The sequence below is a fragment of the Clostridium sp. D43t1_170807_H7 genome (genome assembly GCF_015555905.1).
Classification (GTDB): Bacteria; Bacillota; Clostridia; order Clostridiales; family Clostridiaceae; genus Clostridium.
Genome location: NZ_JADNLK010000003.1, coordinates 118,076 through 137,244, shown reverse-complemented (window position 1 = coordinate 137,244; position 19,169 = coordinate 118,076). Strand labels below are relative to the sequence as shown.

Annotated in this window: 15 protein-coding genes and 2 riboswitches; of the genes, 12 read left to right on the top strand and 3 right to left on the bottom strand. The window is 29.5% G+C overall.

The genetic code is table 11. From position 1 onward, the window contains the following. The first annotated feature begins 19 nt into the window (after positions 1-19). The 3 genes from I2E98_RS03100 to I2E98_RS03090 all read left to right on the top strand — a co-directional run bounded on the left by I2E98_RS03100 (position 20) and on the right by I2E98_RS03090 (position 4,047). Positions 20-928 (top strand): Mph(B) family macrolide 2'-phosphotransferase, encoded by a 909-nt coding sequence (locus I2E98_RS03100; protein ID WP_195467502.1) that lies wholly within the window; start codon positions 20-22, stop codon positions 926-928. Positions 929-1,725: 797 nt separating this feature from the next. Beyond that, entirely contained in the window at positions 1,726-2,637 is a 912-nt protein-coding gene (locus tag I2E98_RS03095; RefSeq protein ID WP_291659008.1) for a radical SAM protein, read from the top strand. 231 nt (positions 2,638-2,868) lie between these two features. Continuing rightward, positions 2,869-4,047 (top strand): cyclopropane-fatty-acyl-phospholipid synthase family protein, encoded by a 1,179-nt coding sequence (locus I2E98_RS03090; RefSeq protein WP_195467501.1) that lies wholly within the window; start codon positions 2,869-2,871, stop codon positions 4,045-4,047. A gap of 99 nt (positions 4,048-4,146) precedes the next feature. Here I2E98_RS03090 and I2E98_RS03085 read toward each other — a convergent pair whose 3' ends face one another. Next, positions 4,147-5,826: a PTS transporter subunit EIIC gene (locus I2E98_RS03085; protein WP_195467500.1), complete on the bottom strand. Its 1,680-nt coding sequence runs from the start codon at positions 5,824-5,826 to the stop codon at positions 4,147-4,149. 371 nt (positions 5,827-6,197) lie between these two features. On the opposite strand from I2E98_RS03085, the gene I2E98_RS03080 reads away from it, so the two are divergent. Then, the gene (locus I2E98_RS03080; protein WP_195467499.1) at positions 6,198-6,374 is read left to right on the top strand and encodes a hypothetical protein; all 177 of its coding nucleotides are present in this window, start codon (positions 6,198-6,200) and stop codon (positions 6,372-6,374) included. A 547-nt stretch (positions 6,375-6,921) separates the two neighbouring features. After that, the gene (gene sfsA, locus I2E98_RS03075) at positions 6,922-7,614 is read left to right on the top strand and encodes a DNA/RNA nuclease SfsA (RefSeq protein ID WP_195467498.1); all 693 of its coding nucleotides are present in this window, start codon (positions 6,922-6,924) and stop codon (positions 7,612-7,614) included. Positions 7,615-7,655: 41 nt separating this feature from the next. On the opposite strand, the gene I2E98_RS03070 is transcribed toward sfsA, so the two are convergent. Together I2E98_RS03070 and I2E98_RS03065 are read right to left on the bottom strand one after the other, a co-directional pair. After that, a complete protein-coding gene (locus I2E98_RS03070; RefSeq protein WP_195467497.1) occupies positions 7,656-8,003 on the bottom strand; it encodes a hypothetical protein in 348 nt (115 codons plus the stop codon). Positions 8,004-8,006: 3 nt separating this feature from the next. Continuing rightward, a complete protein-coding gene (locus tag I2E98_RS03065; protein WP_195467496.1) occupies positions 8,007-9,248 on the bottom strand; it encodes a DUF1576 domain-containing protein in 1,242 nt (413 codons plus the stop codon). Between the two features lie 253 nt (positions 9,249-9,501). Here I2E98_RS03065 and I2E98_RS03060 point away from each other — a divergent pair, with 253 nt between their 5' ends. The 7 genes from I2E98_RS03060 (at position 9,502) to I2E98_RS03030 (ending at position 19,160) form a co-directional block, all read left to right on the top strand. Beyond that, positions 9,502-10,176, top strand: coding sequence for a hydrolase (locus I2E98_RS03060; protein WP_195467495.1), 675 nt, complete (start codon positions 9,502-9,504; stop codon positions 10,174-10,176). A 96-nt stretch (positions 10,177-10,272) separates the two neighbouring features. Then, a riboswitch (Lysine riboswitch) is annotated at positions 10,273-10,439 on the top strand. A gap of 143 nt (positions 10,440-10,582) precedes the next feature. Further along, positions 10,583-11,875, top strand: coding sequence for a diaminopimelate decarboxylase (lysA, locus tag I2E98_RS03055; protein ID WP_195467494.1), 1,293 nt, complete (start codon positions 10,583-10,585; stop codon positions 11,873-11,875). Between the two features lie 232 nt (positions 11,876-12,107). Continuing rightward, on the top strand, positions 12,108-12,332 hold the full coding sequence (locus I2E98_RS03050; RefSeq protein ID WP_195467493.1) for a DUF3006 domain-containing protein: 225 nt from the start codon (positions 12,108-12,110) through the stop codon (positions 12,330-12,332). Beyond that, complete coding sequence (gene lepB, locus I2E98_RS03045) at positions 12,329-12,850, top strand: signal peptidase I (protein WP_291656599.1); 522 nt, start codon at positions 12,329-12,331, stop codon at positions 12,848-12,850. The genes I2E98_RS03050 and lepB overlap by 4 nt, the downstream gene beginning before the upstream one ends. A 46-nt stretch (positions 12,851-12,896) precedes the next feature. Further along, a complete protein-coding gene (gene ftsH, locus I2E98_RS03040; RefSeq protein ID WP_195467491.1) occupies positions 12,897-14,987 on the top strand; it encodes an ATP-dependent zinc metalloprotease FtsH in 2,091 nt (696 codons plus the stop codon). Positions 14,988-15,110: 123 nt separating this feature from the next. Then, positions 15,111-17,204, top strand: coding sequence for an AAA family ATPase (locus tag I2E98_RS03035; protein ID WP_195467490.1), 2,094 nt, complete (start codon positions 15,111-15,113; stop codon positions 17,202-17,204). A gap of 130 nt (positions 17,205-17,334) precedes the next feature. Continuing rightward, a riboswitch (Lysine riboswitch) is annotated at positions 17,335-17,510 on the top strand. A gap of 207 nt (positions 17,511-17,717) precedes the next feature. After that, complete coding sequence (locus tag I2E98_RS03030; RefSeq protein ID WP_195467489.1) at positions 17,718-19,160, top strand: YfcC family protein; 1,443 nt, start codon at positions 17,718-17,720, stop codon at positions 19,158-19,160. Positions 19,161-19,169: the final 9 nt, after the last annotated feature.

Sequence of the window (19,169 nt, the reverse complement as noted above, 5' to 3'; positions counted from 1 at the left end):
TTAGACAGGAGTGATTTGAATGAGTAAAGATATGAAACAAGTTATAGAAATAGCTAAAAAACATAATCTTATTCTAAAGGAAGAAACAATGCAGTTTAATGAATCCGGACTTGATTTTCAAGTTGTATTTGCTCTAGATGAAAGTGGAGTAGATTGGGTTCTTAGATTGCCTAGGCGTGAAGATGTTATGCCTAGAACAAGGGTAGAAAAACAAGCATTAGATTTGGTTAATCAGTATGTTAAATATTTTCAGGCACCAAACTGGATTATTTACACAGATGAGCTAATAGCATACAAGAAGTTAGATGGTGTGCCAGCAGGAACCATTGATCATAATATCGGAAATTATGTTTGGGAGATAGATATTAACAACGTTCCACCATCATTTCACATGTCTCTTGGAAGAGTGTTAGCAGAGCTTCATAGCATACCTAGTGATAAAGCTACAGAATTTGGACTAATAGTGCAAACACCTGAAGAAGCGAGAAAATCAATGAAGCAGCGTATGAATGATGTAAAAACAAAATTCGGTGTAGGTGAGAAATTATGGAATAGATGGCAGTCATGGGTTAATGATGATGAAATGTGGCCAAAGAAAACTGGACTGATTCATGGAGATGTTCATGCCGGACATACCATGATTGATAAAGAAGCTAACGTGACTGGATTGATCGACTGGACTGAAGCTAAGGTAACAGATATTTCAAATGACTTTGTTTTCAACTACAAGGCTTTTGGAGAAGAAGGATTAGAAGCTCTGATAATTGCTTATAAAGAAGCTGGGGGTTATTACTGGCCTAAAATGAAAGAGCATATTATTGAACTGGTCGCTGCATATCCGGTTTCAATTGCTGAGTTTGCAATAGTATCTGGTGTTGAGGAATATGTTCAAATGGCGAAGAAGGCATTGGAAATAGACAATGTTTAAGCTGTATACTATTTGGCGAAAGGAATCCCCGGGGTAAAAAACGCATAAATTACCCCATTGACAACTAGACTTGTTAAATTGTATAAGACCTATGTGTAGACGCATATTGAGAACGTAGCTTTACTTATCAAGGAACGATAGTGACGAAGATAAGTATCTAGCACGTTCCATGCAAGAGATGTCAAAGAACGAATGAAGTGAGTGATTTGTAACATCTTACTGCTGAGAACGTAGCTTTACTTATCAAGGAACGATAGTGACGAAGATAAGTATCTAGCACGTTCCATGCAAGAGATGTCAAAGAACGAATGAAGTGAGTGATTTGTAACATCTTACTGCTGAGAACGTAGCTTTACTTATCAAGGAACGATAGTGACGAAGATAAGTATCTAGCACGTTCCATGCAAGGGATATTAAAAAAGTATAGAATATACCAATGCACATAATAAATATTATTATGTGCATTTTTTAGTATCTTTAAATAATATTTTTAAGGTCTAATTAAAAATAGTTATCAATGAACAGTAATAATATATGAAAAAATTTTATATATTATTAAATAAGTAGATTTAATATAAAGCAATTGTAGAGGAATTATTTTTTTAGTATTGGTATAAAGGATATTTGTAATTATTTTAATATTATTTGGAAGGGAGAGGTTTAAATGTTAAGTCCAAAATATAAAATTCAACAATTTGCTTTAAAACAAGTTTTAGAATATTTAAAAAAAAGATCCAGAAAATAATTTACCAAAGATTATAAGCTGGATAAGAAAGTTTGATACAGAAAAAATATATGTGAATCAATATGATATGATAGATGAATATTTAAAAGATCCAGAAAATAATTGGACTATCTTAATGTACAATATAGTTAATAATGTTCATCCTAATATTGTTCAAACTGTATTTACAAACTTCTTGTTAAATGCATCTATTAGAGGATGGGCTGAGATAGAAAAAAATAGAGATAAATATGGTCATGAAATACCATTTACGATACTTGTAGACCCAACTACAGCTTGCAATAAGCATTGTGTAGGTTGTTGGGCAGCTGATTATAATAAAGCTTTAAATTTAAGCTATGAGCAATTAGATAAATTATTTACTGAAGGAAAAGAGTTAGGAATTTACTTTTATATAATGACTGGTGGAGAACCATTAGTTAGAAAAAACGACATATTAAAATTAGCTAAAAAACATAATGATTGTGTATGTATGTTCTTTACAAATGGAACATTAATAGATCAAAAGTTCTGTGATGATTTAATTGAAGTAGGAAACTTAGTACCAACTATAAGTGTTGAAGGATTTGATGGTGCAACAGATGGAAGAAGAGGAGAAGGTTCCTGGAAGGATATTATGAGAGTCATGGACCTTATGAAATCTAATAGAATTCCATTTGGATTCTCAACTTGTTTCACCACAGCAAATTGTGATAGTGTTCTATCTGAAGAATTTATAGATTTAATGATAGATAAGGGAGCATATTTCTCTTGGTACTTCACATTTATGCCAATAGGATGTAAGACAGATACATCGTTAATGGCAAATCCAGATCAAAGAGAAAAGTTATATAGAACTATTAGAAGTTGGCGTAGTACAAAATCTATATTTAATATTGATTTCTGGCATGAGATGCTGAATATGTTGGAGGTTGCATTGCTGGAGGAAGAAGATATTGCCACGTTAATGCAAATGGAGATGTAGAACCATGTGTATTCTGTCACTATTCAAATGCAAACATTAAAGATGTATCATTAATTAATGTGCTATTGAATAAAATTTATAAATATTGGAATAATTTAATGTAGAGGCTAGTAGAGCTTTAAACCATTGTTATTAAGAATATATTTATTAAATTATCATATAGCGCCATAAATATATATATTAATAACAATGGTTAATTTATTTTATAAATTTATGAGAGGAGTTAATTATATGGATATAGAGAAAAATTTTTTTAAGACCTTCTTAAAAAATTTTGATGAAATTTCTTTTCAATTAAAGTTTTGGGACGGTGAAGAAATAAAGGTAGGACATGATGAGCCTAAATTTAGAATAGTATTAAAGGCACCTTTAAAAAAGAAAGACTTATTAACTAGTACTTCACTAACTTTTGGTGAAGCTTATATGAATGGAGATGTAGAAATAGAAGGTGATATGTTCACTGTATTCAATGAACTATTAAAATGTATAGATAAATTCTCTACAAATTTTAAAAGTTTAAATAAAATATTTGGTGGCTCAACTTCTATGAAAAAGCAAAAGGAAGAAGTTTCATCACATTATGATATAGGAAATGATTTTTATAAAATATGGTTGGATGATACATTATGTTATTCATGTGCATACTTTAAAAATGAAAATGAATCATTATATGATGCACAAATGAATAAGATTAATCATATATTGAAAAAACTTAATCTAAGCGAAGGTTTAACTTTACTTGATATTGGTTGCGGTTGGGGTGGATTACTTATAGAAGCAGCTAAACAATATAAAGTTAAGGGATTAGGAATAACATTAAGTGAAGAACAATATAAAAGATTTAAGGAAAGAATAAAAGAAGAGAACCTTGAAGATTTCCTAGATGTAAAATTAATGGATTATAGAGAATTGAAAAAGAGTGGACTTTCATTTGATAGAATTGTAAGTGTTGGAATGCTAGAACATGTAGGAAGACCAAATTATGATTTATTCTTTGAAAATGTTAATGCTGTATTAAAACAAGGTGGATTATTCTTATTACATTATATAAGTGGTCTTAAGGAATCAGAGGGAGATGCTTGGATAAAGAAATATATATTCCCAGGAGGTGTTATACCAAGCTTTAGAGAGATAATAGAGATATCAGCTGATTATAACTATCATACACTTGATGCTGAAAGCTTAAGATTACATTATAAAGAAACATTATTACATTGGGCAAAGAACTTCGATGATAATATAGATGAAGTTAGAAAAATGTTTGATGAAAAGTTTATAAGAATGTGGAGAATGTATTTATACTCTTGTGCAGCTTCATTTAATAATGGAGTAATAGACTTACATCAAATACTATTTGTTAAGGGTGTTAATAATAACTTACCTATGACAAGAGAATATATGTATAAATAGTTTCAGTAATTAAATATATTAAACTTAACTAAAAAAAGTGGCCTTAGGCCACTTTTTTTAACTCTAATATTTTAAATACATCAAATTTTTATAATAAAATTATTCACCAAGAATTTCGTTTATAGCATTCTTGTAAGCATCTGCTTTTGCACCGAATATTGCTTGAATTCCGTTACCAACTTCAACAACACCAGCAGCACCAAGGTTCTTTAATTCGTCCTTGTTAACATTTGCTTTATTTTTTACTTCAACTCTTAATCTTGTGATACAAGCATCAACAGATACTATATTTTCTTCTCCACCTAAAGCAGCTAATACTAAAGGAGCTTTTTCAGCTATTTCACCTTTACCAGCAGTCTTTGGAGCAGCAGCTTCTGTAGCACCACCCTTAGAGTTTTGGAAATCAGCTTTAGTGTAAAGTTTAGTTTCTCCTTCGTTTTCATCTCTACCAGGAGTCTTTAAGTTAAATTTAGTAATCATGAAATAGAATACAAAATAGTAAACTATAAAGTATACAATACCAACAAGAAGAACTGTTAACCATTTAGTTGGAACTCCAGCACCTGCAGGAAGTAATCCGAATAGAGCATAATCAATGAATCCACCAGAGAATGTCATACCTATGAATACATTTAAAACACCCATTAACATATAAGCTAAACCAGCGAATATACAGTGAACTACGTATAATACTGGAGCAACGAATAAGAATGTAAATTCTAATGGTTCAGTAATACCTGTTAAGAATGAAGTTAATGCAGCTGTTGCTAATAATGAACCAACAACTTTTCTTTTGCTTGGATTAGCTGCTTTATACATAGCAAGTGCAGCACCAGGTAGACCAAACATCATTAGTGGGAATTTACCAGCCATGAATCTAGTTGTTCCATTAACAATTTCGCTCATAGTTGAAGCAGAAGCACCAACTAAATCAGTCATACTTGATAATTGAACGAAGTAAGCAGTATTTGCACCAGCAACTGTTTGAATTGAACCATTAACTAATACGTTAGCTTCAACGAAAGATCCATACCAGAATGGAGTATAGAACACATGGTGTAATCCAAACGGAATTAAAGCTCTCTCAATAAGTCCATATAAGAAAGTACCGAAAGGTCCAGCATTTTTAACAAATGTAGATAACATACTGATACCATCTTGAACAACTGGCCATGCAAATGCAAGTACTGCACCAACTAAAGCCATTGTAAGTGAAGTTATTATTGGAACAAATCTAGCACCTGAGAAGAATCCAATAACTGGTGGTAATTGAATTGTACAGAATCTATTGTGTAATAATGCAGTAACTATACCTGTAATAATACCACCAAATACAGACATATTTAATGTAAATATACCTAAGTTAGTAGTTACATAAGTTCCATATTCACCAACTGAATCTGGAGTAAGAACTCCTAATTGAGTAACACCTAAAGCTAAAAGTGTAGAAACAACTTGGTTCATTACGATAAATCCGAATACTGAAGCTAAAGCAGCAGTACCCTTATCCTTTTTAGCTAAACCAACAGCAACCCCAACAGCAAATAGTACAGGCAAGTTACCGAATACTATATCACCTATGTTTTTCATAACAGTTAAAACAGCTGTTACAGCTGGAATATTAACAAATGCTATTAGCGGTTCGTAAATAGCAGGTGCATTGCTTAATCCTGCTATTCCTAGTAGTGCTCCACCAACACCTAGTAATATACCAGCGATTGGAAGAGCTGCAATTGGAAGCATGATTGCTTTACCGATTCTTTGTAAAAATTGCATCATTTTATTATTCCTCCTAAAACTAATAATTTAAAATTATAAATAATAGCATGAACCTTAAATGCTTATAAAAAATAAAAAAGGCCCAAATATCTATAAATTATAAATTTATCCCTTATTATTATTTCAGATAAAAAAATAATTTATACATATTTAAGCCTTGCCTGCATTACCAGTAACACGCTTGCTTATTCAATTACAAGACATATGATAGCATAGCAAAAAAAAAATGTAAAGGTTTTTTAAAAAATTTTTTAAAAGAAAATTCATAAATTAAAATTTTATGAATAATGAGTAAAAACATATTATTTATATTGAGATTTTGAAATTTATTATATAGAATAAAAATTATCAAATACTAGGGGGATGACCAAATGGCATACATAGTTTCATATGCATTATTAATAGCGGCAGTATTTTGTTCATATAAATTAGCTAAAGAAAAATTACAAAATCATCTTGTATGGCCTATATTAACAGCACTTTTAGGCCCGGGAATATTTATAGTTCAATATTTAGTAACAATATTTATGAAAAAGAAATTAGTTTAAATTAATTAAGCTGGAGTTTATATTAGATGAAAATAATCTAATAGACTACAGCTTATTTTTTTTACTTTAAACTCTTTGAAATAAGTGTAAGAAGTTAATAAATAGGAAAATATAATTGATAGTTAAAAGAAATTTTATAAATAAATTAATGGGGATAATTTTATCTATGTGTATAAAGTATCTTAGTAATGTTTAAAGTTATCCACAAAATGTGGATAACTTTAAAAAACTGTTGAAAACTTTTCTAAACCTATTGACACAATATATTAGGGTATCAGAAAAATATATAACAAGATAGGGGGTATTGTAGAAAAAACACATACAATGTTGAATTAAAAATATCGAACAAATATTCTATTAAAAAGTTATCAACAATATTAACATAATTGTGGATAAAATCTGTGGATAACATGATTTTTTACTAAATATAGAAATAAAAAGTTTAATTGTAAAATGAAAAGTTGTGGATAAATATTATTAGAAGATATAATATTATATAAATAAATGAATAATATTAAGGTAAAATGTAATATTTTAAGGAGAAAACATGAAATATAATAAAAAAATACTTAAAGCAGAATTTATAAGCAGACCTAATAGATTTAATGCAATTGTCAAACTTAATGAAGAAGAGATAAAGGTTCATGTACCTAATACAGGTAGATGTAAGGAAATCTTAATACCAGGATGTACTGTATTTTTAAGAGAGGAACCTAATCCTACAAGGAAGACCCCCTATGATTTAATGGCAGTATATAAGGGAGAAAAACTCATAAGCATAGATTCACAGATACCTAACAAGGTAGTTGATGAAGCATTAAGAAATAAAAAGATAAAAGGTCTTGAAGATTATACTAATATTTTAAGAGAAAAAACATTTGGAAAGAGTAGATTTGATTTTAAGATATCTACAGATGAAGGAAAAGAATATTTTCTAGAGGTAAAGGGTGTTACCCTAGAGGAAAATGGATATGCTAGATTTCCAGATGCACCAACAGAAAGAGGAGCAAGGCATCTATTAGAATTAGTGGAGGCAAAAAAGCAAGGATATGGAGCTGGTGCAATGTTTTTAATACAGCTAGAAGATGTAAATAAATTCTCTCCAAATGATATGAGAGATAAAGAATTTGGTGAAGCTCTAAGATTTGCTAAGGAAAATGGAGTAGACATTTTTGCATATAATTGCATAGTAACAGAGGATGGAATAGAAATAAATAAACCTGTTGAAATTATACTTTAGTAAAAAAGGTTAAGAGTTACTATAAGCAACTCTTAACCTTTTTAGTTAGCTTCTTGTCTAATTATACTAATTTTTAAAATACCATCTTTATAAGAAATTTTAGCTGAATTTACCATCATTCCTACTAATGTAAGTTCAGAGTCAAACTCACATTCTCCACCAAGATTCCAATAATAATTTTCAACTTCATATTGCCTTGGAGTATTTAAAATAGAAGATAAAGACTCTAATTCATTTTTTGAAACATTGTCAACTTGTCCATAGATATCAAAATAAGAATTTTCATCATCAGAATTTAAATCAATATGAACATCAATAGTCCCTAATTTATAAAAATAGGCTATTAATTCATTAATAATCTTAATGTTTTTTTCAATTTTAAATTTCATAAGTTAAATCTCCTTTTTAAAGGTGGTTATTAATGGAATTAATATCATTGCAACAAATCCGCCTGCTAAACCATTGTTATAAAGATTAAGACCACCATGTAAATATCCTATATTTGTAACTATATTAACATGAATTATACCAGCTAAAATACCATATTTCCACCCAAATTTACCACAAATGGGAGCCAGTGTAGTTGAAAATAATATAGATAACAATAAAGAAGGTGAAGTAACTTCATTTATATTAAATATAGCAGCTATGGTAGCGCCAATAACTATAGGAATAGTATTTTTTATATTTTTACCAAAGCATCCAAATCCTATTATAGTAAAAATTCCACATATAGTAGCACCATTTAAATCTCCACCAATAAGAATAACAAAACAAGTTGCTAAAATACCTAATACTCCCATATTAATATATGTAGTTTCCCTAAATAAAATATAGAAATCACTTATTAATCTACCAGTTTGTTTATTAATATTAGTAAGGTTAGTTTTATTATTTTTACCATAAATAACTCCAATAATAATTAAATAAATACAACAAATAATAAGCAAAATAAATAAAATTTTATTTGATCCACTATGCCAAATAAGTCTAGAATCTAAGTTAATACCGAAACCTCTCATTATTGACATCAATAATGTAGCAAGTAATCCACTAGCAAATCCAATATTATATAAGTTATATCCATTATGAGCTTTTATACTATGTGAAGCTATAGGAGGCAGAACAAAGCCAACTGCAATACCAAGCAGTGTACCCCAAATTATTGAACCAAGATTATACTGATTATTTCCAAAACTAATTTGACTTACTATAGGAGAAAGAGAAGTACCTAATAAAGCAACTAATATGTAATTAAGAAATGGTTCTTTTTGATATCTAGAAAATAAATAAACACCTAATATAATAGGCCAAATATTAAATATGTTTTTACCTAGAAAAGAAAACCCTGTCATTAGCCATAAAGACATTATTGTTGAACCATTAGGTTTAATTCCTATAATAATTAAAAGTAATAGTGACAATAAACTTGTTAGAGCAGCATTTACTAAAGCAGCACCAATTCCACCAACTTCCATATAATCAGTGATTAATATGTCTGAAGACAATATTATGGATTTCAGACCATGAAAAATTTCAGATGGTGAATCTAAGCAAAAAGCAAAGGCAATAAAAAATAAATATAGCACGGAAAGGATTACATAGGGTGGATAATAATTTTTTAATAGGTTCATTTAAAAACCTCCATCCAATTTTTTAAGAAGACTTATTACTTAAATTTTTTATAGTAGTAGAGTTTAGTAGCTAAATTGAAAAGTAAGAGCACATTTTAATTCAATTTTAGTTGTATATAAACATATTTTATCAAATAATTGTTAAAATTTATAGAGTAACTGTTAAAATTGACGTAATTTATTATAAACTTCTTTAAAATTTGATTTAAAATAGTATAATAAGATTTATAAATTTAGTAATAGAGGTGTTTTAATGGAGATAAAAAGAAATAAAACTGTGCCTGAAATTAAAGGGCTTCTGAGAAGTCATGTAGTAGAAGTGCCATCTTGCATTAGAGATTGCTCAGGAATAAAGATATTTGGAAAGAGAATAAAATCATTATTATTTACAACTGATGTTGCAATTATAAGAAACACTAATGCAGATGCAATAATAGCTGTATATCCATTTACCCCTCAACCGTTAATAACAGCAGCATTAGTTATGGCTGCAGATGTACCTGTTTTTTGCGGAGTTGGTGGAGGAATAACTCAAGGCAAAAGAGTAGTTAATTTAGCATTAGATGCAGAGTTTAAGGGGGCTATGGGAGTAGTTGTAAATTCGCCTACATCTAATGAAGTAGTTTCAAAGATAAGAAAAACAATAGACATTCCTTTAATAGTTACAGTAGTTTCAGTTCATGAAAATATAAGAGAAAGAATAGAAGCTGGAGCTACAATATTAAATGTATCTGGAGGAAAAAATACTCCTGAAATAGTAAGAAAGATAAGAGAAGAGTTTCCTGAGTTTCCTATTATAGCAACAGGTGGACCAACTGAAGAAAGTATAAGAAGAACTATAGAAGCAGGGGCTAATGCTATTACTTATACACCACCATCAAATGGAGATACTATGAGTAATCTTATGGATAAATATAGAAGTGAATAATTAAAATGGAATAATATTAAAAATATGGTTGAATAATTTTAGTTATATGGTATCATATTATTAAACATAAACATACAATATAGAAGCTAATAGAATACCTATGTTAGAGGTGCTGTTTATAAATAGTAATAAATAGGAGCCGACAGGCAATGATCATTTATGAAAGGTATAACAGCCGAAGGAGTAACTTATGTAAAGGGTTATTTCTGGGTATGCATATAATATATGCATAACTGTCACGGAAGTGGAGTGCTAAAAAGGTGCGATTATTAAATTATTCAATTTAAATAATTGAATTTATTTTAGATAAAAAATTGCATTTTAATAAGCAAAACTACCACTATAGGTTTTTTATAGTGGTAGTTTTTTTGTATTAGTAATTTATAATTAATTGGAGGCAATAGCAATGAAATTATTTGGGGCGATGGAAATTAAAGAAAATGAGCTATTTATAGGGGGAGTTAGCTCAACAGAGTTAGTGAATAGATTTGGTTCACCACTATATGTAATGGATGAAAGTCTTTTGATAGACACATGTAAAAAATATTATAGAGATTTTAAATGTTTAGAAAATAATAATAGAGTAGCTTATGCAGGCAAAGCGTTTTTAACTAAGGCAATGTGTAGACTTATATGTGAGCAGGGACTTTATTTAGATGTAGTATCAGGAGGAGAGTTATACACAGCTTATAAAGCAGAATTTCCTTTAGATAAAGTATATTTCCATGGCAATAATAAGAGTGTAAATGAAGTTGAATTAGGTGTTAAGCTAGGTGTTGGAGTATTTGTAGTTGATAATTTGGATGAAATGAAAAGATTAAATGAAATAGCTAAAAAATATAATAAAAAGCAAAATATATATTTAAGATTAACACCAGGAATAGAGGCTCATACTCATGATTATATAAAAACGGGACAAATAGACTCTAAATTTGGATTTGCACCAGTTGGAGATACAATAATGGATGCGGTAAAGTTAGCGTTAGATTGTGAAAATCTAAATTTAAGAGGATTACATTGTCATATAGGTTCACAAATTTTTGAGATACAGCCTTATGAAGATGCAGTTGAAGTTATGCTTGGATTTATAAAAGATATTAAAGAAGAAACAGGACATACAATACCTGAATTAGATTTGGGTGGTGGATTTGGTATACATTATACCGATGAAGATAAACCAAAAGAAACAAGGGATTATTGTACTTCTATATTAAATAAAGTAGATGAGGTATGTGATAAACTAGATATAGAAAGGCCTATTTTAACTATAGAACCAGGTAGATCCATAGTAGGAAATGCAGGAACTACTCTTTATACAATCGGAGCAATTAAAGAAATTGAAGGGGTTAGGACTTATGTTTCAGTAGATGGAGGAATGACAGATAATATAAGACCAGCATTATATGGAGCTAAGTATGAAATGGCTATAGCAAATAAAATTACTAATAAATGTAATGATAGAGTTGCAATAGCAGGTAAATGCTGTGAATCAGGAGATATTTTGGTTAATGACATTTGTATTCAAAAGCCTGATATAGGAGATATATTAGCAGTATTTTCAACAGGTGCATATGGATTTTCAATGTCTAGTAATTATAATAAGAATCCAAAATCAGCAGTTGTGTTTGTAAAAGATGGATTAGCTAGAGTTGTATCAAAGAGACAAAGCTATGAAGAACTTTTATCTTTAGAAGTTTAGAATTAGTTTAGATTCAGTTTATATTTAAGTGGTAAATTTAATATTAAGAGCTATATCAAAAATAGTTTGATATAGCTTTTTTTGTAACAAAACTGACATAATAATGATATATAATGGAGAGTAATACTATTAGTTATTAATTAATTGTGATATACTTATAAGTAGTTATTAAAGTTTTATATTTAATTAATATAAATATGAAAGGTGGATTTAGCAATTATCGCTAGCTGTTATGAAGGATAGAAGATTTATAGTAGATAGAATAGAAAATAAATCTGTTGTTTTAGAAGATGATAAACAGGATATAATCTTAATAGATATAAATTTATTTGATAAGGAACCTAAGGATGGCGACGTAGTGGTAATGTGCAATAATTCATTTTATGTAGATGAAGATGCTACAAAAGAAAGAAAAAATAAAATTAATAGTTTAATGAAAGGTATGTGGGAAGAGTGAGTCAAAAAGTAAAGAAATCAAATTTCTTTAATGATTGGGTTGTACCTATAGTAATAGCTGTAATATTAGCTATCTTAATAAATAAATTCTTAATATTTAAGGTTAAAATTCCATCAGAATCTATGGTACCGACATTAAATGTAGGTGATAGGTTATTTGTTACTAGGGTTTATAATCCAGAAAATCTAAAAAGAGGAGATATAGTAGTTTTTCATTCAGAAGAGAAAAATGAAGATATGATTAAAAGGTTAATAGGTTTACCTGGTGATAACATTGTTATTAATGATGGCACAGTAACTGTAAATGGTGAAACCCTAGAGGAGAATTACATAGGGACAGCAGATAATTATAGTGGAGAGTTTACAGTACCAGAAGGAAAGTATTTCTTTTTAGGGGACAATAGATATTGGTCTCTAGATTCTAGATATTGGGAAGATCCATATATTGATGGAAGTGAAATAAAAGGTAAAGCTCAAATAAAGGTATATCCATGGAAAGACTTTGGAAAAATAGAGTAAATGGTTTTATAAAACGCTTTAGAGTTTAGTAGGAGATTTTAAAAGTATGAATAATAATGTGAACAATAGAAAAGATGGAGAAAAAAAGAATAATAATAAAAAGTTTTTAATTATTTATGCAGTTATAGCCTTCTTATTTTTATACTCATTTTCAACAGCAAAAGAAATGTTAACTACAAAAGAAATTTCTTATAATGAATTTGTTCAAATGGTTGAAAATAAGGAAGTTAAAGAAGTTACTGTTGATGGAACAGCACTTGTAATTACACCACAAGATACAAGTGATATGAAGGGAAAAGTTCTTTATACTGGTAATGCAAATAATCCAGATTTAATAAAGTTATTATTAGATAATGATGTTAAATATTATCCTCAAATAACAAAACAACAATCTGTATTCATGGACTTCATAATACTTAATGTATTACCATTAGTATTGATGTTCTTCTTAGTTAGATTCTTATTTGGAAAAATGGCTAAGAAAATGGGTGGTGGCCCAATGGGAATGGGCATGGGAAAAAGTAATGCCAAAGTATATGTTGAAAAAGATATTAAAGTAAGCTTTGAGGACGTTGCAGGACAAGACGAAGCTAAGGAATCATTAACAGAAATAATAGATTTTCTACATAATCCTAAGAGATATACAGAAATAGGAGCTAAGTTACCTAAGGGAGCTCTTTTAGTTGGGCCTCCAGGAACAGGTAAAACTCTTATAGCAAAAGCTGTTGCAGGTGAAGCAAAGGTACCATTCCTTTCTGTTTCAGGTTCAACATTCGTTGAAATGTTTGTTGGTATGGGGGCAGCTAAAGTAAGAGACTTATTTAAAGAAGCAGAAAAAATGGCTCCATGTATCATATTTATAGATGAGATTGATTCTATAGGTAAAAGCAGAGATAATCAAATGCAAAGTAATGATGAAAGAGAGCAAACTTTAAATCAATTACTTACTGAAATGGATGGATTTGATACATCTAAAGGAATAGTTATTTTAGGTGCTACGAACAGACCTGAAATATTAGATAAGGCACTTTTAAGACCTGGTAGATTTGACAGAAGAGTTATTGTTGATAGACCAGACTTAAAGGGAAGAATTGCAATATTAAATGTTCACTCTAAAGATGTTAAGATGTCATCAGATGTGGATTTAGAATCAATTGCAAAGGGAACTCCAGGGGCAGTAGGTGCTGATCTTGCTAACATAGTAAATGAGGCAGCATTAAGAGCTGTTAGAAGTGGAAGAGAATTAGTTATTCAAGAAGATTTAGAAGAAGCAGTTGAAGTAATAATTGCTGGTAAAGAAAAGAAAGATAGAATACTTTCTAAGAGAGAAAGAGAAGTTGTTGCATTCCACGAAGTTGGGCATGCGTTAGTAGCTGGATTATTAGAAGGAACTGATCCAGTTCATAAAATAACTATAGTTCCAAGAACAATGGGAGCGTTAGGATATACAATGCAACTTCCAGAAGAAGAAAAATATCTTGTTTCTAAGGAAGAGTTAATGAACCAAATCATGGTTATGCTTGGAGGTAGAGCTGCAGAAGAGGAAGTATTCAACTTAGTATCTACAGGAGCTTCTAATGATATAGAAAGAGCAACACAAACAGCAAGAAATATGGTTACTATCTATGGTATGACTGATAACTTTGACATGATGGCTTTAGAATCAGTTCAAAACAGATACTTAGATGGTAGAGCTGTTAGAAATTGTAGTGAAGAAACTTCAACATTAGTAGATAAAGAAGTTTTAGCAATTATAAGAGAATGTCACCAAAAGGCAAGAGAGATATTAAGAGAAAATAGAGATTTATTAGATAAAATATCTGAATATCTATTAGAAAAAGAAACTATCTTTGGAGATGAATTCTTTAAATTTGTATATGAAAAATATCCAGAATTAAAGATAAAAAGAGAAGAAGAAAAGAAAAGCAGAGAGCTTGAAAATAATAAAAAGGATTCTAAGGAAATAGCTACTGAGGTAGAAGAAGACTTAATAGACAAAAAAGTTGCGCAAGAAGTAATTGAAGCTGTTGAGAAGGAAGAAGAAAGTATTATAAATGAAGCATCTGCAGATGTAGAAATAATATTAGATATAGATAAAAAAGAATCTAATAATGATGATGAATCAAAAGATAAATAGGAAATTATAAAAGTAAGGGGTTAAGCTAGTAGATTTAATAGCTTAACTCCTTAAATGTCTTATATAATAGTTAATAATTTTAAATTAGTAGTTAATCTTAACTTAAATGAAAGGTGTGGCAGTTTGAATAAATTTGAATTTTTACAAGAAGAACAAAATCTAGAGTTAACTTTAGACCTATTAAGCAAAGAAATATTAAATTACATACAAAAAAGAAAAGACGTTGCAGATTACATATTAGAATATAGAAAAAAATTCATTGAAGAATATAGAGATGACGAAGATAAAGTAATGGAATACTTTGATCATGAGAGATATGTAAAAGAAGAAATGTATAGAACTATAGATAGAAAATTAGCTGAATTTACAAAGTTAAAGGAATCACCTTACTTTGGAAAAGTTAATTTTGAGGATAACGGATATGCAGAGCAAATCTATGTTGGTAGATATGGGTTAACTCCAGAAGGAAGTTTTGATGCTGCCATAGTAGATTGGAGAGCTCCAGTTGCATCATTATTCTATAAAGGGACATTGGGAGAAACTAGCTATAAGTCACCAGATGGAGAAGTTCCAGTAGATATATTAGCAAGAAGACAAATAATGGTTAAAAAAGGGAAGCTAGAAGGATTCTTTGATTCAGATGTTGATGTTAAAGATGATATTCTTCAAATGATTTTATCATCAAATGCAGGAGAAAAGCTTAAGGATATAGTTATGACTATCCAAAAGGAGCAAGATGAAATCATAAGAGAAGAAAGAATGAAAGTTGTAGTAGTTAATGGAGTTGCAGGTTCAGGAAAAACTACAATAGCACTTCATAGAGTTGCATATCTTTTATATAACTTTAGAGAACAATTAGGAGATAAGGTATTAATATTAGGACCTAATGATATATTTATTGATTATATTGGAGATGTACTTCCTACATTAGGTGAAAGTAATGTTAATCAACAAACTTTTGCTCATTTTGCAATAAATGAAATTGGGTTAAATGAACCAGTAGTTGACTTTACGGCTTATTTAGAAGAAGTTTTAAAAGGTAATGAAGAAGTTATAAAGGAAATTAAATATAAAGCTGGTGAAGAATTTATATCTATTTTAGATAAGAAATGTGAAGAATTAGAAGAAAATTACTTTAATTTCAAGCCAGTTAAATTCTTTGATGAAGAAGTTGTAGGATTAGAAGAAATTAATGAGTTATTTGAAAAGCACTATAAATACATGCCTTTATTTAGAAGAAGTCAAAAGATAAAGAGAGTTATTACTTCAAAGCTTAAAGATAAAAGAGATGAATTAGTAAGAAATTTAAATGCTGAAGTTAAGGATAAGCTGGCTAGTCTTTCAGAGGAGCAATTAGTTATTGAACAAAATAATATAGAGTTCCAAAGAAGAATAAGAATCAGAGAAATAGTTAGAGAACTTATGGCTCAAAAAGAAAATTTAGCAAAGTGGATAGATAATGAAAATATAGTGGATATTTATAAAGAATTTACTAATACTAAAGATTTATCATACTTAGATTTACCTGCAATTCTTTATTTAATGATTAAGCTTGATGGTAAAAAGACTAAACAAGATATTAAGCATATAGTAATTGATGAGGCTCAAGATTATAGTATGTTACAATTCATTGTATTAAAAGAGTTAACAGGATGTAGAAGCTATACTATAGTTGGGGATGCAAATCAAAGATTAATAAAAGTAGAAGAAGAACCAGCAATGCTTAAACTTAAATCTTTATTTGGTGGATTTGTTAAGAACTATGCTTTAAATAAGAGTTATAGATCTACATTCCAAATCATGGAGTATGCAAGTAAGTTATTAGATGAAAATGCAATAGTACCATTTGTAAGAAAGGGTAAGTTTGATGTTGAAGAAATCGAAGTTAATAATGAAGATGATTTAATTGATACTATCTTAGAATCATTAGAAGAATATGATGATGAAAACTATGATAATATTGCAATTATAACTAAGGATAAAGAAGATCTTAAGAAAATATCGCCAGAACTTAAGAAGTTTACTAAATTATTAGCTTTTGATAGAGAAGACATTATTTATAGAGGTGGTAAGGTTATAGTTCCTTCTTACTATGCTAAAGGACTTGAATTTGATGGGGTTATAATAGTTAACTTTGATGATAATACAGATGATTTAGTTAAGTATATTATGGCAACTAGAGCACTTCATAGATTAAAGGTAATAAATTTCAAATAAATGTAAGGGCCTCTGGGGAACATCCATATAATGGATGTTTCCGGAGGTTTATTTTGGAATTCAATAATTATGCAAAATAATCTTTACAATATGCATAAAAAATTGTATATTATAAATGACAAGTAGATATGAAGTAGATAGAGGTTGCGATATTTAAGAGTAGATTTACGGAGGTAAGCACAAAGATGTAGATTGAAAGGAAATTTCGCCGAAACATATAGTTGATGCTTTGAGACTATAGTGTTGGGGTTATGTAAAATATACATAACACTGTCACAAATTCATTTGTGAAGAGCTATTACTTAACGGTTATATTATTGATAATAAATACTTTTATTATAACATTTGGTATTTTAGTGATTATATAGTCTTGAGTGAGAAGCTCAAGGCTTTTTTATTATTTAATATCAAATGAAATATGAAAAACTATTACTTATTAGTTAAAAATTTTTAAAAGATTATCTCCTTCAAGCTATCATGTCAAGATATTAAAAATAGGAGGATTTCAAACTAATGCAAAATGTAGCAGGTAACGAAGGACAAAGCTTTTGGAAAAAGTTTAGTGGTGGAATAAAGGTTCCACATACATTAGTTATTATTTTTTCAATAATAATTTTAATGGCAATAGCAACATATATAGTACCAGGTTGTGCATATGAGAGAGTAGCTACTGAGGTTAATGGACAAACTAGAACTGTAGTTTTAAATGGTTCATTTACATACGTTGAAAATGAGGCACAAGGATTGTTTCAAGTAATGCAGGCACCAGTAAAAGGTCTTGAACAGTCAGCAGAAATTATAGCATTCTTATTTGTAGTTGGGGGTGCATTTAGTTTAATAACTAGAACAAAAGCGATAGATTCAGCTATAGCTAAAGTTGTTAATATATTTAAAGGAAATGAGTTATTAATAATTCCTATTATATTCACATTATTTTCTCTTGGTGGAGCAACATTTGGTATGACTGAAGAAGCTATACCATTCATAACAATATTAGTTCCATTAATGCTTGCCTTAGGGTTTGATAGTATATTAGCAGTTGGAATAAGTTATTTAGGATGTATTGTAGGATTTGCAACAGCTATGCTTAATCCATTTACAGTAGGAATAGCACAATCAATAGCTGAAATTCCACTATTCTCAGGGATAACATATCGTACTATTGCATGGGTTATAACAACAGCAGTAGGAATTATATTCTTAATGGTTTATGCAAGAAAAATTAAGAAGAATCCTGAGTTTAGTCCAATGTATAAATTAGATCAAGAAAAACGTGAAAAATTAAAAGGAACTCAAAGTGAAGAAACTAAATTTACACTTGCACATAAAATTATAATTGCTTCAATTGGTGTTTGTTTAGCAGTTATTATATGGGGAGTATTAAAGCTAGGATTCTGGATTCCAGAGATAGCAGCAGTATTCTTAATAACGGGAGTATTTGCAGGAATAGTTGGTGGATTAAAGGCTGATGAAATGGCAGAAGCTTTTATAGCTGGAGCTAAAGATATGATTGGAGCTGCTATGGTAATTGGATTCGCAAGAGCTATAGTAATAATAGCTGAAAATGCTCAAATCATAGATACAATATTATATGGTTTATCATCATTTATAGGTAAGTTACCATCATTATTAGCAGCATGTGTAATGTTACCAGTTCAAATGTTTATAAACTTCTTTGTTATTTCAGGTTCTGGACAAGCAGCTTTAACTATGCCTATTTTAGCACCACTTGGTGATTTACTTGAAATATCAAGACAAACAACAGTATTAATATTCCAATTAGGAGATGGTTTCTCAAATGCTATTTTCCCAACATCAGGAGTATTAATGGCATGTTTAGGAATGGCTGGAATACCTTATTCAAAATGGTTCAAGTGGATAATGCCATTACAAATTATATTATTTGCATTAGGTATTATATTTATAACTTGTGCTATGATGATGGGTTGGGCATAGGATTTAAAA